The organism is Bradyrhizobium sp. CB2312 (genome assembly GCF_029714425.1).
Lineage (GTDB): Bacteria > Pseudomonadota > Alphaproteobacteria > Rhizobiales > Xanthobacteraceae > Bradyrhizobium.
Genome location: NZ_CP121668.1, coordinates 5540709 through 5554603 on the forward strand (window position 1 = coordinate 5540709; position 13895 = coordinate 5554603).

Consider the following 13895-nt stretch of genomic DNA (forward strand, 5'->3'; position numbering starts at 1 on the left):
CGCGCGAACTCAGATCGTCACCACGATCTCAGATCGTCACTACGATCTTGCCGAATTGCTCGTTCGACTCCAGGAAGCGATGCGCCTCGACGATCTCCTCGAAGCGGAACGTTCTGGCGATGATCGGGTTCAGCGAGCCATCCGACAGCCCGTCGAGAATGAACGCCTTTGCCCGCGCAAGGCGCACCGGGTCTCGGATGATCTCGTGGACGAGATAGCCGCGTAACACCAGGCTCTTGGTCAACACGTGGAAGAGCGGAAACGGCGTCGGCTCGGGGCTCAGCCCGCCGTACTCGATCAGCACGCCGCCCGGCGACATCGCCGCGGTCAGCGGCTCGAACGCGGGCCCGCCGACAGCGTCAAAGACCGCGCGGACGCCGTTTGGACCGGCGATCGCCGCCAGCTGTGCTTCGATGTCCTCCTCGTCCGAGGCGATCACGTGCGCGGCGCCGGCCTCGCGCAAAGCAACCCGCTTGGCCGAGGTCCGCGTCAGCGCGACCGGGACAGCGCCGATCCGGTTCGCGATCTGGATGGCCGCGAGGGCGACACTGCTCGACGCCGCCGTGATGGCGACGACGTCCCCTCGCCCGAGCCCGGCGATATCGACCAGCGCACCGTAGGCCGTCAGATACTGCATCCACATCGCGGCGGCCGTCTCGAAGCCGAGCTCGGGCGGATGCTTCACGACGAGCTCGGCCGGGAACGTCGCGAGCTCGGCATAGGCCGGCCATCGCACCATCGACAGCGGCGGCACGATGCTGACGATGTCGCCCGGCACGAAGCCGGTGACGTCGTCCCCGATCGCCTCGACGATGCCGGCCGCCTCCAGTCCCAGCCCCGATGGAAATACCGCGGTCTCGATATAGGTCCCTCTCCGCAACAGCGCTTCCGCACGGTTGAGGCCAAGCGCCCTGACCCGGATCTGAACTTCACCCCTTGCCGGCGGCGGAACGTCGACAGTCTCGATGCGCAGCACCTCAGGGCCGCCATGATGATGAAAGCGAACGACGCGAGCCATGGGCACACTCCAAAACAGTTGAACTGAATGGAGCTATGCCGACCCCGCGGAAGCAGATAAATCGCCTGAACAAGCGAACAGTCGAAACCAGGAGTTTTCAATCATGGACCGCCTGACCAGCATGGCCGTGTTCGTTCGGGCCGTCGATCTCGGCTCGTTCGCCGCCGCGGCCGACGCCCTGGAGATATCGGGGCCGATGGTCGGCAAGCATGTGCGATTCCTCGAGGAGCGCCTCGGCACGCGCCTGCTCAACCGCACCACGCGGCGCCAGAGCCTGACCGACGCGGGCCAGGCCTATTACGAGCGCTGCCGTGCCGTGCTCAGCGAGGCGGAGGCAGCCGATGCCGCCGTTGCCGATGACTTGTCCGAGCCGCGCGGCAGGCTGCGCGTGACCATGCCGGCCCTGCTGGGACGGCACTGCATCGCGCCGCTCTTGATGAAGCTCGCGCGGAAATATCCGCGTCTCGAACTCGACCTCTCCTTTGGCGATCCGATCGCAGATATCATCGAGGCCGGCTATGATCTTGCGATCCGGACCGGCGATCTCGACGACCAGTCCGGGCTGATCACGCGTCGCATCGGGGGCCAGCGCATGGTGGTGTGCGGCGCGCGCTCGTATTTGCGCAACAACGGCAAGCCGAAATCGATCGACGATCTCGCCGCGCACCAGGCGATCATCTACCGCCGCTCCGGACGCGTCCGGCCGTGGTTGTTCCCGCAACAGGGCCAGCCGCCACGCGAGATCATGCCGTCAGGCCGGCTGAGGCTCGATGACATGGAAGCGATTGCCGATGCCGCCGCGCAGGGCATGGGGCTCGCCTGGCTGCCCTATTGGCTGGTCCGTGAACGCCTCAACACTGGCGCGCTGGTCACCCTGTTCGCCGGCCAGGGCGAGTTTCTTTACGACTGCCACGCCGTGTGGCCCCGTTCGCCCCGCCTGTCCCCAAAAGTCCGCGTCGCCGTGGACGCGCTCGCCGCGGCCTTGCCGAAACTCATGGCGTGAAGCGAGCTGAAGGCCCCCGTTAACCTCTCGTCCACCATCCGGCCCGGCCCGCCGCCGGTAACCACGAGAATTAACAGACCGTCAACGCACCCCCGACAAATCTATCAATGTTTCTGGAGATTTCGCCGTGGATCTGTTGGTTTTCGAGTTCCTGGGGCTGGCGCTGGTCGCCATGTGCGTGGTCGTGGTGGCACTGCCCTGCGCCCGCAAATCCTCGCACCGGATCCGCTACGAATAGGAATTTTCCGCGAAAGGGCCGATTTCGGCCCGATGCAAGGCTCGAATTCGCTTAGAGCCCCTTGACATCACAGCACTTTCGGCAGAACGGCTGATGGCACGTGTCATGGGTCGTTCATGGATTTAATTACCACCACCGCTGACCTCGCGGCTGCCTGCAGCCGCCTCGCCAAGCACCCCGTTATAACCGTCGATACCGAGTTCCTGCGCGAGACCACCTATTACCCGCTGCTGTGCGTGGTGCAGATGGCCAGCGCCGAGGAGGCCGTGGTCATCGACACCCTGGCCGAGGGCATCGACCTCAAGCCGTTCTTCGAGCTGATGGCCAATGAGAGCGTGCTGAAGGTATTCCACGCCGCTCGCCAGGACATCGAGATCATCTGGCATCAGGCCAATATCATCCCGCATCCGGTGTTCGACACCCAGGTCGCCGCCATGGTGCTCGGCTACGGCGACAGCATCGCCTACGACCAGCTGGTCGAGAAGGTCACCGGCCACCGCCCGGACAAGACCCACCGCTTCACCGACTGGTCGCGCCGGCCGCTCAGCAAGGAGCAGATGCACTACGCGGTGTCCGACGTCACGCATTTGCGCGACGTCTTCGCCGCGCTCGACGCCGACCTGAAGAAGCGCCGCCGCAGCGAATGGGTCTCGATCGAGATGGAAGTCTTGACCTCGCCCCGCACCTACGACTTCCACCCCGAGCGCGCCTGGGAGCGGCTGAAGACGCGCGTGCGCAAGCCGAAGGACCTCGCCGTCCTGATGGAGGTCGCGGCCTGGCGCGAGCAGGAGGCGCAGAGCCGCGACGTGCCGCGCGGCCGCGTGCTGCGGGATGAAGCCATCAGCGACATTGCCACCCACGCGCCGAACTCGCTGGAGAAGCTCGCCCATCTGCGCTCGGTGCCGAAGGGTTTTGAGAAATCCAAATGGGGCGCGGACATCGTCGCCGCGGTCGAGCGTGGCCTGGCGCGGGATTTCTCGGCGCTGCCGAAGCTGGAGAAACCGCGCAACAACAACAACGGCGCGGCGATCGTCGAGCTGTTGAAGGTGCTGCTGCGCATGACCGCGGAGCGCCATGCGGTCGCCAGCAAGGTGATCGCCACCGTCGACGATCTCGAGGAGATCGCAGCCAGCGACGAGGCCGACGTCCCCGCCTTGCGCGGCTGGCGCCGCGAGCTGTTCGGCGAGGCCGCCCTGAAGCTCAAGCGCGGCGAGCTGGCGCTGGCGATCGAGAAAGGCCGCGTGGTCGGGGTTCAGCGGGCGTAGACGCTCGCTCCGCTCTCTCCATCGTCATTGCGAGGAGCTCTTGCGACGAAGCAATCCAGACCGTTTCCGAGGAGGGATTCTGGATTGCTTCGCCGCGCTCGCAATGACGGAATTTGACGCAGCAGCGAGCCCTACGCCGGCGTCAGCTTCGCCACTTCGCCTTTCGTATCGTCAAGCACGCCTGATATCGCAGCGACCAGCTCGTCGATCTGGCCCTTCGTGGTGATCAGCGGCGGGCAGATGGCGATGGCGTCCAGCATGTTGCGGGAGATCACGCCGCGTTCCTGGAGCATGCGGCTGGCAATGCCGCCGACCGCGCCGGGCGTCGCCGCTGCCGTCTTGCGGCCCTTGTCCAGCACGAGCTCGAGTGCTGCGATCATGCCGACGCCACGGACCTCGCCGACCAGCGGGTGGCTCGCGAGCTCGCGTAAGCGGCCCTGCATATAGCCGCCGAGCTCGGCGGCATGTGCGACCAGGCCGCGCTCCTCGATGATCTTGAGGTTTTCAAGCGCGATCGCCGAGCCGACCGGATGACCGCCTGCGGTGAAGCCGTGGCCGAGCACGCCGATCTTGTTGCTCTCGTCCGCGATCGGCTCGAACATGCGGTCGTTGAGGATGATCGCCGACAACGGAAAGTAGCTCGAGGTGATCTGCTTGGAGACCACGATCGCATCCGGCTTGATGCCGTAGGTCTCGCAGCCGAACATCTTGCCGGTGCGGCCGAAGCCGCAGATCACTTCGTCCGCGACCAGAAGGATGTCGTACTTCTTCAGAACGGCCTGGATCTTGTCCCAATAGGTCGCCGGCGGAACGATGACGCCGCCCGCGCCCATCACCGGCTCGCCGAAGAAGGCCGCGATCGTGTCCGGCCCTTCCTTCTGGATCAGCGCGTCGAGCTCCTCGGCCCGGCGCGTGGCGAACGCTTCCTCGCTCTCGCCGGGCGCACCGTCCTTGTAGAAATGCGGCGAGCCGGTGTGCAGGATGTTCGGCAGCGGCAGGTCGAACGAGCGGTGGTTGTTCGGCAGGCCCGTGAGACTGGCCGACGCAATGGTGACGCCGTGATAGGCGCGCATCCGGCTGATCACCTTCTTGCGCTGCGGCTGGCCGAGCGCATTGGAGCGATAGGCGATCAGCTTCAGGACGGTGTCGTTGGCCTCCGAGCCGGAATTGGTGAAGAACACCTTGCTCATTGGGACAGGCGCGAGTGCGACCAGCTTCTCGGCGAGGTCGATCGAGGGTCCGTGCGATTTGGCGGAGAAGGTGTGGTAGAACGGCAGCGCCTGCATCTGCTTGTGCGCGGCCTCGACCAGCCGCTTCTCGTTGAAGCCGAGCCCGACGCTCCACAGGCCGGCCATCGCCTCGAAATAGCGCTTGCCCGCCGCATCGAACACGTAAGGCCCCTCGCCGCGTTCGATCACCAGGGGACCGGCCTGCTGATGGGTACGCGCATTGGTGTAGGGATGGAGCTGGTAGGCCACATCCCGGGCCTCTTGCGAATTCGGCAGCATGGACATTTGCGTGCTTCCTCAACGGTGCGTCACTGGCGTCATGACGCAGACCAGTCCAAGCGAGCTTGTCCAAAGAAAGCGTCGACATCTTGGCTATTGCGGCAGGCCGCAACTTGCAACGTCATTTCGTTGGCAACAAGCGCACATGAGCGTTGCAGGAAAGCTGGCGCATCGGCAGCCTGCACGCCCCCTCGCCTAGCCCCGCCGCGCCAGGACGAAAGCCGCAGCTGCCGCGATCAGCGCCGGAACGGCTGCGGCGCCGAACAGCGGCTGCGGTCCCATGTCGCGGGCCAGCATCAGGCCGCCGATCAGAGGCCCCAGGATTGAACCAATGCGGCCGATGCCGAGCGCCCATCCGACGCCGGTCGATCTGATCGCCGTCGGATAGAAGGTCGCCGTGAGCGCGTTCGAGGCGATCTGTCCCCCCACGATGCAGAAGCCAGACGCGAAGATGGCGATCGTGACCAGAACGATCGAATGACTTGCCATGCCGACGGCCGCGACCGCGACCGCGGCGACCAAATAGGTCAGCGCCAACGCGCGAAACGAAAAGCGATCGATGAAATGGCCGAGCGTGAAACTGCCGACGACGCCACCGACCTGCAGCATCGAGCCGATCGCGGCCGCCGCCGAAACCGAGACTCCGAGGTCGTTCAGCACCGTGGGGAGCCAGTTCGACAGGAGGTAAAGGTCGAGCAGGCTCATGAAGAAGACGATCCAGAGCAGAAGCGTCACCGATCCACGCCCCTCTGCAAACAGATGCGCAACAGGCAGTCCCGTGAGCCTGGGCTCCTGCACGACGAAGCTGGCACTCGCCGGGAACGAGGCGCCCGGAACCACCTTCTGGAGCAGGTCGGCCACCTCCCGGTCGCGGCCGCCGATCATCGCCAGGAAGCGGATCGACTCCGGCAACGCCTTGAACAGGAAAGGAAGCAGCAGCAGCGGCCCGAGGCCCCCGACGAGAAACACCGAACGCCAACCGAAGGCCGGAATCAGTGCGGCCGCCAGCAACCCGCCCAGCGCCGCACCAATCGAAAAGCCTGCGAACATGATCATCACGAGCGTGGCGCGGCGGCGATGCGGGCTGAATTCGGAGGTCAGGGCAACGGCGTTGGGCATCGCACCGCCAAGCCCAAGGCCGGTCAGGACGCGCAACGCGATCAGCCAGGTCGTGTCCGTCGCAAACACCGTGAGCAACGTCCCGATGCCGAACACCAGCGTACTCGCAAGGATGATGCGTCGGCGGCCGATCCTGTCGGCCATTGGCCCGAAGACGAGGGCACCGATCATGAGGCCCAAAAGCCCCGCGCTGAACACCGGTCCAAGGCTCCCGCGTGCCAGCTTCCATTCCTGCGCGACCGCAGGGGCGACGTAGCCGATGGCCTGGGTGTCGAAGCCGTCGATGAACAGCACGGCGGCGCAGACCAGCAGAGCCCGGATCTGAAAGGCTCCAACCGGCTGAGCATCGACAAAGGCCGGAACGTCGATCGCGTCGATCGTGCCTGGCACGACCTCATCTGCAGCTGTCACAGCCATGCCAAACCCCTCCCCGGCAGCCCCTGCACTATTTTTCTTCTCAAAATCTCTTATAATGAGATTACTATGAAGGCAAGTCGTGCAGCTGCCGCCGTTTTGGGGCCCGCGCGAATGCGCTAACACGGCGAACACGCGAAGCTGGATCTAGCCCCACTTGGTCAAAGCAAACAGTCAGGATCGAGTCCTTGCCGTGCTCGATCTCTTCACGGAGGCACGGCCGCAATGGTCGCCGGACGAGCTCATGAAGGAGCTCGGCTACTCCAGGCCGACATTGTACCGCTATCTGAAGAGCCTGAAGGAGAGCGGGTTCGTCATGCCGATGCGCGGCGGGCGGTTCGCACTCGGCCCGCGCGTGGTCGAGATGGATTATCTCAGCCGCCGTTCCGATCCGCTGATCGCGGCCGCCACGCCGCATCTGGAACGCCTGTCGGCCATGCATCCCTGCACCGCCCTGGTCGTGCGGTGGTATGGCGAAAAGATGCTGTGCGTAGCCTCGATCGCGTCCGCGGTGAATCCCGTGAGCAGCTATTCGCGCGGCCGGCCGATGGCGATGGGACGCGGCGCGATTGCACGCTCGATCATGGCCTTCCTGCCCAGGCAACGCGTGATGCCGCTCGTGACGCGCTACGCGGCCGATCTGCGCAGCGTCGGTGCCGGCGGCACGCCTGACGAAATTCTGGCAACCCTGAAGCGTGTGCGCCGCGCCGGCGTCGCTGTCGCCTTCGGCGAAGTGACGCCGGGCGCGATTGGGATAGCGGCCCCGATCCTCGATGCAAGTTACCCGGTCGCCAGCCTGTGCATCACGATCGCGGGCCAGGATACCAAAGGCGAGTTGATCGATCGCATCAGCGCCGAGGTCCGGGAAGCCGCCCGGCAGATATCCTTGATGACCGACAGTGACCCATAATAATCTCATTATACGAGATTATACTTGACGTGTTTCCTGGGGCGTCCCATGAGGACGGACGATCGCGCCTCGCGCGATGACAACCTGGGGAAACGATGTGAGGCAGGCTTCAGCGGACAGTGATGCGCCCGTCGTAATCGTCGGCGGCGGACCAGTCGGGATGGGTCTGGCGATCGGCCTCGGCCTGCGCGGCATCAAGACCATCGTGGTCGAGCGCCACGAACGGCCCAAACCGATCCCAAAGGGTCAAAACCTCACCCAGCGAACGATGGAGCATTTCCATTTCTGGGGCGCCGAAAGCGCCCTGCGCGAAGCTCGCACCATTCCTCCCGATTACGGCATCGGCGGAATGACCAGCTATGGCACGTTGCTCAGCGGCTACAATTACGATTGGCTGCAGCGCGAACTCGTGCGCCCGTTCTATTTCACCGACAACGAACGCCTGCCGCAATACGCGACCGAAGCCGTGCTGCGGCAACGCGCGGCACAGCTCTCCTCCATCGACCTGCGATACGGCTGGACCTGCCGGGACGTCCGGCCCGACGCCGGCGGCGTAAGTCTCGACATCGAGCATCGCGACGGCGCGAAACAGAGCCTGCGCGCCGACTACGTCGTCGGCTGTGATGGCAGCCGATCGATCGTGCGCGAACGCGCAGGCATTACGCAGACCCGCTCCGACCACGATCGGCTGATGGTGCTGCTGGTGTTTCGCTCCGTCGAATTGCATCGGCTGCTCGCGGCCTTTCCCGGCAAGTCGTTTTACAGCGTGCTGCATCCGGAGCTCGAGGGCTATTGGAAGTTCTTCGGCCGGGTCGATCTCGGGAGCACCTGGTTCTTTCACGCCCCCGTTCCCGCAGAGACCACGGCCGACAATTTCGATTTCCGCCGCCTCCTGCACGAGGCCGCCGGAGCTGAATTCGACGTCGAATTCGAGCACATCGGATTCTGGGATCTACGCTTCACGCTCGCCGACAGCTATCGTGCGGGCCGCGTCTTCGTCGCGGGAGACGCAGCGCACAGCCATCCGCCCTATGGCGGCTACGGGATCAATACCGGCTTCGAAGACGCCGTGAATCTGGCGTGGAAGCTCGCCGCCATGTTGCAAGGCTGGGCGCCCGCCGGTCTGCTCGACAGCTATGATGCGGAGCGGCGGCCGGTGTTTGCGTCCACCGCGCGTGACTTCATCGAGACGCCGATCTTCCGCGACCGTGATTTTCTTCGCCGGCATGATCCGGCGCGAGATCGCAGCGATTTCGAGGTCGCCTGGCACGGGCGCCACTCCGGCGCGCGCGCCGAGGTCAACGCCTTCGAGCCGAACTACGAGGGGTCATCGATCGTCTTCGGCCCGGCTGGAGCCATCTGCAGCGCGATCGGCTCGCATGCCTATCCCGCGCGCGCAGGTCACCATCTCACCCCGCAGCCCCTGTCGTCAGGCAAGAACGTGTTCGAGGAACTGGGCAACGGGTTCACCCTGATTGACCTCGCGGACGGCACAGCTGCGACAGCATTCGAGCAAGCCGCAGGACGACTTCATATTCCGCTGAAGGTGATCAAGGACACTGCCTCTGGCGGACGGGAGAAATACGCGGCGCGGCAAATCCTGGTCCGCCCCGACCAGTTCGTCGCCTATGCGGGCGACGGCGACGGCACCGACGCGTCTTACATCCTGCAACGCGCAATCGGCGGCGCGTGAGGAGGTAAACCTCAAGCCGCGTTGTCGTCATCCCCGTCATCGGCGACAGCGGCCTCCCTCACCTCGACGACTGCCATCGAGAGCAGATAGACAGTCGTCGGCAGGCCAAGCCGGCGCGCCCGCTCGGCGGCACGCGACAGGTCGCTCGCCAGCTCCTTGAGCTCGTCTCCCCGTGACAATGTCTCACCCCATCCGCCGATCGCGGCCGCCTACACCGCGACGGCGCCGCTGGCTCTGATCAGGTCGGCGCTGGAATGAACTGTAGCAAAATTTCCGACGACATTCACCACCGCATGCTTGTAGGCGGCGGCATCGCCCGTGCCCGCCTGTCGGCAGGCCACGGCATCGCCGATCACCTGATAGCGATGGCTGCGGTGAAACCCGTCGATGGCGGTGGCCAGGATAGTTTCGTCGAACGAAAAGCCGATCAGGATGCAGCGCACATTGCGGATATTGGACATGTAGTCCACGAACCGCGAGGAGCTGTAGGCCGAGGGCAGCGGATGCTCGAACGTCATCTCGCCCGGCCGCGGCTTCGCTTCCTCGATCCAATCGGTCAGCCTCGATGCCGGATTGAACCAGGCCGCCTGCGCGATCCGCTTCAGATGCATCACCGGCTTGAGATTGTTGCGCCACAATGTGAGCAGTTCCAGGCAGCGCGCAGTGGCGGCATCGCCGTCACGGATGAGATGGCGTCGCCCGGGGGTCAGATATTCGACCTGGAGATCCGCGCAGATCAGGATCGGCGGATCATCGTCAACAGAGACCAGCATATTGTTGCGCACAACTGCACCAGTTTCAGCGATCAGCGAGTGCGAGGTCCCGCAGCGGCGAGGTCACTGCCCGCCCCGCGGATGCATCGAGCACGCCCGGCCGGTCCCAATCGCCCTCGGGGCGGATGATCACATAGGGATCGCTGTCCAGCGTGATGGCATCCGGGCCCGGCTCGATCTCCAGCAGCATCTCCGTGTAGGAGAAATCGGAGAACGTGATCTTGCGGTTATGGCCGAGCGGCTTGGCGCCGAAATGGGCCCAGAAATCGACCAGCCGGTCCTGCGCCTGGCCGTAAATCTTGCGGAACCCCTTGCGCTTCACATAGTCCACGCTCGCCTGCACCAGCTTGAACGAGACGCGCGAGCGCCGATATTGGTGCCGCACCGCGAGCCGCTCCACCTTGGCGAAATCGCCGAAGAAGCGAACCCGCAGGCAGCCCGCAGGCTCGTTGCCGACATAGCCGATGAAATGCGCGGCAACCATGTCGTTGCCGTCGAACTCCTCCTCGAACGGACAATCCTGCTCGGCGAGATAAACCGCGGAGCGGATGGCGGTGACCAGCATGAGATCGTTCGGGTCACGCGCGAGACGGATGGTGATGGCGCGGGAGTCGGGCTTGGCGAGAGGAATCCTAGTACCGTGCATGTGCAAAACTCCTTGCGTGAACGATCGCGCCCGGCATGCGCATCGGCTGCCTGTTCCAGGGGCGCTGGTAGCACCAGAGGTCGGGTTGGAAGCTCGGGACGGGCTCGAATCCCGTCGCCCTCATGATGTCGCGGCCGGCCACGGTTGACGGCTGCGCATAGCAATCGGCGTTGCGAAACCTTAGCTGTCGCAAATGAGCCGCAGTCTTGCCGAGACCGGCGATGCCGCGGCCCCTCGCCGCGATCGCCCAGATGTAGATGGCAGCAACGTCTTGCCTTGGTGAGGCGAGATAGTGGGTCTCGGGCGCGGTCAGGCAAATCTCGTCGAGCAGCAGAGCATCGTGCCCGCGCTCATTGAGAAACAGGAAGGCCATGCCGCCGAGCAATTTGCCCTTGCGGCTGAACGTCATGATGCTCTGGGGATCGAAGGTGAGATATCTCGCAAGCTCCGCCGCGCCGATCTCTACACCCGGCACCAGCCGATGCGCCATCTCCGAAAGCGTCGCAATTTCGGAAAATTGCGCGCACCGGACATCCACGTCCGGGCTTTGCGGCAGCGCATCGAAATCATGCCTTGCGGCAAACGAGCCCCTTTCCATACTCATGTCGTCCCACTATCGTTCGAAGCCTTCAGCGCCCCGCTACGACGTTGAGCTTAGCGGTTGGGGATCAGGAGTATGCAGCAGTTATTGCACCGGGGTGCTGCGATGATGCAGCACCGTGAAGAAGCCCTGGATGCATCCTGGGACGATTTGAAGCTGTTTTTAGCGTGCGCAAAATATAAAAGTTTTCGCAACGCGGCCGAGGAGCTCGGCCTCACGTCCACCACCTTGATGCGCAGGATCGACCGGCTCGAGGAGAGCATCGGCTGCAAGCTGTTCCTGCGCGACCAGAGCGGACTGACGCTCAGCGACGAAGGCACCGCGATGATCGCCGACGTCGCGCACATGGAGCGCCACGCCTTCAACGTCTTCCGCCGCGCCTCGCGCTCGTCGAACGACACCGCGGGCACCGTGCGCGTCGCGGTGACGGAAGGCCCCGGCAATTTCTGGATCCTGCCGCGGCTGATCGATTTCCAGAAGACCTATCACAAGATCACGGTCGACTTGCGCTGTGCGATGGAGCAGGCCGACGTGGCGCGGCTTGAATCCGATATCGCGATCCAGCTCGAGCCGCCGACCAATCCCGATCTGATCGTCACCAAGCTCGGCCGTCTGCACATCTATCCCTTCGTCTCCAGGGAATACGAGAACCTCTACGGCGTGCCGGCAACGCTCGCCGACTTGAAGAACCATCGCATCGTCAAGCAGACCGCTCCGCAAATCGACGACAGCGCCTATGCCCGCATTCTCGGACTGACCTCGCTCGAAGGCATCGTCGGCATCAAGACCAATTCATCCGTCGGCGCGCTCTATGCGGTCGAACGCGGCGCCGGCATCGGCTTCCTGCCGACCGTCTCGATCGCGCTCGGCGCACCGCTCGTTGCCGTCGATCTCGGCGTCAGCCACCACGCCGATCTCTGGCTCACCTATCACCGGGAATTCCGCAGCTCCGAGCGCCACAAGATCGTGGTCGACTGGCTGAAGAGGATCTTCGATCCGAGGACCTATCCCTGCTTCCGCGACGAGTTCATCCACCCGAACGCGCTGGTGCCGATGATGACCGCCGTGCGCGAGGGGTTTGGGTTGAGCGGTTACGTCGCGGCGACGCCGACGTAACGCCAGCGCGATCGAGCTTACCAGCGATATTCGAAGCCGGCCGTGCCCTGGTGCGACGTCAGCTCGTTGCGGAACTTGCCGTCGTAATTGACATAGAGCCGCGCCGTGTTGGTCAGGCTGAGTGAGGCCGAGGCGCCGGCGTCCATGCCGTAACGGCTCTCGCCGATACCGGGGACGATGATGCTCTGTGTGCCCAGGCTGACCTGGATCGATCCAAGGTCCTGGTGGAAATTGTCGACGAACTTGCCGTAGGCGGACAGGTCCAGGATCTTCTGGTCGAAGATGAAGTAGCGGCCGATCTCGGCGCCGACCAACACGCGCGCGCGTGAGAGCGTGGTGGAACCGACACTGAGCGGATCGAGCCCGCCAGCCTCCTGGAACGACGCACTGGTCGCGCGTACATATTCGACCGCGCCCTTGGGCACGATGCGCATCTGGTCCTTGATCCAGTAATAGCTGATCTCGGTCAGCGCGCCATCGACGGCTGCGCGATAGCCCGCGGTCGCAAAGCCGAAGCCGGTATCACGGCTGGAGTGGACCTTGCCGAAGCCGTGCACCAACGCGAAGGCCCAGGTCCATGGTCCCTTGTCGACCGAGCCGTTGAAGCCGAGTTGCGTCAGGTCCAGCGTTGCGGACTGGAGCGCGAGCGGCACGTCGATATCGGTGTGGCTCTGGTCGACGGAGAAGCCGAGATTGACGCCCGGCGCAACCCGCGCGCCGAAGCCGGCAACGCCTCCGAGGGTCTTGCGCTTGTCGCCGACGAAGTCGCCTTGCGCATCGGTGCGGACGGAAATGCCGTAGCCCTCGACCCAGGTGCGGTAGCGCGGATCTTCCGTGCTCACGGATGCGCCGCCACCACCGGGATTGGTGCGGAACGCGCGGTCAAAGCCATTGGAGGCCTGGTTGCCCAGTCGCTCCAGAAATCCCGAACCAAGATTGAGCATGCTGTTGCCGGCCGACTGATCGTAGTTGATCGAGGTGGGCATCGGGACAGGGGTCGGCGACGGCGTAGGCGTAGGCGTCGGGGTCGGAGTGGGTGTCGGACTTTGCGCGAAGACGGGCGCCGCCGACATCATCATGACCAGCGCAACAGCCATGGCCGCAAGGGTCTTGGCAAGGGTCTTGGCAAGGGTCTTGGCAAGGGTCTTGGAGACCGCCGCAGCGACCCGGCGGACACGGTTCACGCTGAGTGTCTGCCGTGTCCCGGAGGGCTGCGAGATGCAGCGCATGACGGTTCATCCCAAAAGCAAAATGGCAGCGCGCAAATATGCAACACGATGTGCGGCGCATCGCACGATTTGCGCCGAACTGCCGCGGAGGGTCAACCGAAAGGCAACGTCGTCGCGAGGCATTGCTCTCGATTGTGGTTCCGCTGCCACAGGTTCGAAATAGCGGCTTCAGATAGCCGGACCGCTCTTGAAAATCGCACGCGGCTTGCTAACGGGCGATTTTCATGTTGCAATATTGGACACAATCGGAATTGGCCGCTCGGCTGTGCGTTTCGCGACATTGAGACTCAAGACTCGAACAGACTTCCGGAAGCCCGTTTGTGGCGTGGCACGCGAAACAGCGGCCGCGTCTTTTTTGTATC

General features: G+C 64.3%; 13 protein-coding genes. 5 read left to right on the plus strand and 8 right to left on the minus strand.

Annotated features, from left to right (window positions below):
- Positions 1–28: 28 nt before the first annotated feature.
- Positions 29–1018 carry a zinc-dependent alcohol dehydrogenase family protein gene (locus QA642_RS27275; RefSeq protein WP_283079610.1) on the minus strand — a complete coding sequence of 330 codons (990 nt, stop codon included), beginning with the start codon at positions 1016–1018 and terminating at the stop codon, positions 29–31.
- Positions 1019–1121: 103 nt separating this feature from the next.
- On the opposite strand from QA642_RS27275, the gene QA642_RS27280 reads away from it, so the two are divergent.
- Positions 1122–2021: a LysR family transcriptional regulator gene (locus QA642_RS27280; RefSeq protein WP_283079611.1), complete on the plus strand. Its 900-nt coding sequence runs from the start codon at positions 1122–1124 to the stop codon at positions 2019–2021.
- Positions 2022–2375: 354 nt separating this feature from the next.
- Complete coding sequence (gene rnd, locus QA642_RS27285) at positions 2376–3524, plus strand: ribonuclease D (RefSeq protein WP_283079612.1); 1149 nt, start codon at positions 2376–2378, stop codon at positions 3522–3524.
- A gap of 131 nt (positions 3525–3655) precedes the next feature.
- Here rnd and QA642_RS27290 read toward each other — a convergent pair whose 3' ends face one another.
- Entirely contained in the window at positions 3656–5038 is a 1383-nt protein-coding gene (locus tag QA642_RS27290) for an aspartate aminotransferase family protein (RefSeq protein ID WP_283079613.1), read from the minus strand.
- Between the two features lie 189 nt (positions 5039–5227).
- The gene (locus tag QA642_RS27295) at positions 5228–6568 is read right to left on the minus strand and encodes an MFS transporter (protein WP_283079614.1); all 1341 of its coding nucleotides are present in this window, start codon (positions 6566–6568) and stop codon (positions 5228–5230) included.
- A 190-nt stretch (positions 6569–6758) separates the two neighbouring features.
- Between QA642_RS27295 and QA642_RS27300 the strand changes: the two genes are divergently transcribed.
- Together QA642_RS27300 and QA642_RS27305 are read left to right on the plus strand one after the other, a co-directional pair.
- On the plus strand, positions 6759–7475 hold the full coding sequence (locus QA642_RS27300; protein ID WP_283079615.1) for an IclR family transcriptional regulator: 717 nt from the start codon (positions 6759–6761) through the stop codon (positions 7473–7475).
- 97 nt (positions 7476–7572) lie between these two features.
- Positions 7573–9168 carry an FAD-dependent monooxygenase gene (locus tag QA642_RS27305; protein WP_349253796.1) on the plus strand — a complete coding sequence of 532 codons (1596 nt, stop codon included), beginning with the start codon at positions 7573–7575 and terminating at the stop codon, positions 9166–9168.
- 11 nt (positions 9169–9179) lie between these two features.
- On the opposite strand, the gene QA642_RS27310 is transcribed toward QA642_RS27305, so the two are convergent.
- Genes QA642_RS27310 through QA642_RS27325 form a run of 4 tightly spaced genes read right to left on the minus strand, consistent with a single transcriptional unit; the run spans position 9180 to position 11191 of the window.
- Complete coding sequence (locus QA642_RS27310; RefSeq protein WP_283079616.1) at positions 9180–9347, minus strand: hypothetical protein; 168 nt, start codon at positions 9345–9347, stop codon at positions 9180–9182.
- Positions 9348–9377: 30 nt separating this feature from the next.
- Positions 9378–9941 (minus strand): isochorismatase family protein, encoded by a 564-nt coding sequence (locus tag QA642_RS27315; protein WP_283079617.1) that lies wholly within the window; start codon positions 9939–9941, stop codon positions 9378–9380.
- Between the two features lie 25 nt (positions 9942–9966).
- Positions 9967–10587 (minus strand): GNAT family N-acetyltransferase, encoded by a 621-nt coding sequence (locus tag QA642_RS27320; protein ID WP_283079618.1) that lies wholly within the window; start codon positions 10585–10587, stop codon positions 9967–9969.
- Complete coding sequence (locus tag QA642_RS27325; RefSeq protein WP_283079619.1) at positions 10574–11191, minus strand: hypothetical protein; 618 nt, start codon at positions 11189–11191, stop codon at positions 10574–10576. The genes QA642_RS27320 and QA642_RS27325 overlap by 14 nt, the downstream gene beginning before the upstream one ends.
- Positions 11192–11263: 72 nt before the next feature.
- Here QA642_RS27325 and QA642_RS27330 point away from each other — a divergent pair, with 72 nt between their 5' ends.
- Complete coding sequence (locus QA642_RS27330; protein WP_283079620.1) at positions 11264–12304, plus strand: LysR family transcriptional regulator; 1041 nt, start codon at positions 11264–11266, stop codon at positions 12302–12304.
- 17 nt (positions 12305–12321) lie between these two features.
- Here QA642_RS27330 and QA642_RS27335 read toward each other — a convergent pair whose 3' ends face one another.
- Positions 12322–13533: an autotransporter outer membrane beta-barrel domain-containing protein gene (locus QA642_RS27335; RefSeq protein ID WP_283079621.1), complete on the minus strand. Its 1212-nt coding sequence runs from the start codon at positions 13531–13533 to the stop codon at positions 12322–12324.
- Positions 13534–13895 lie beyond the last annotated feature (362 nt).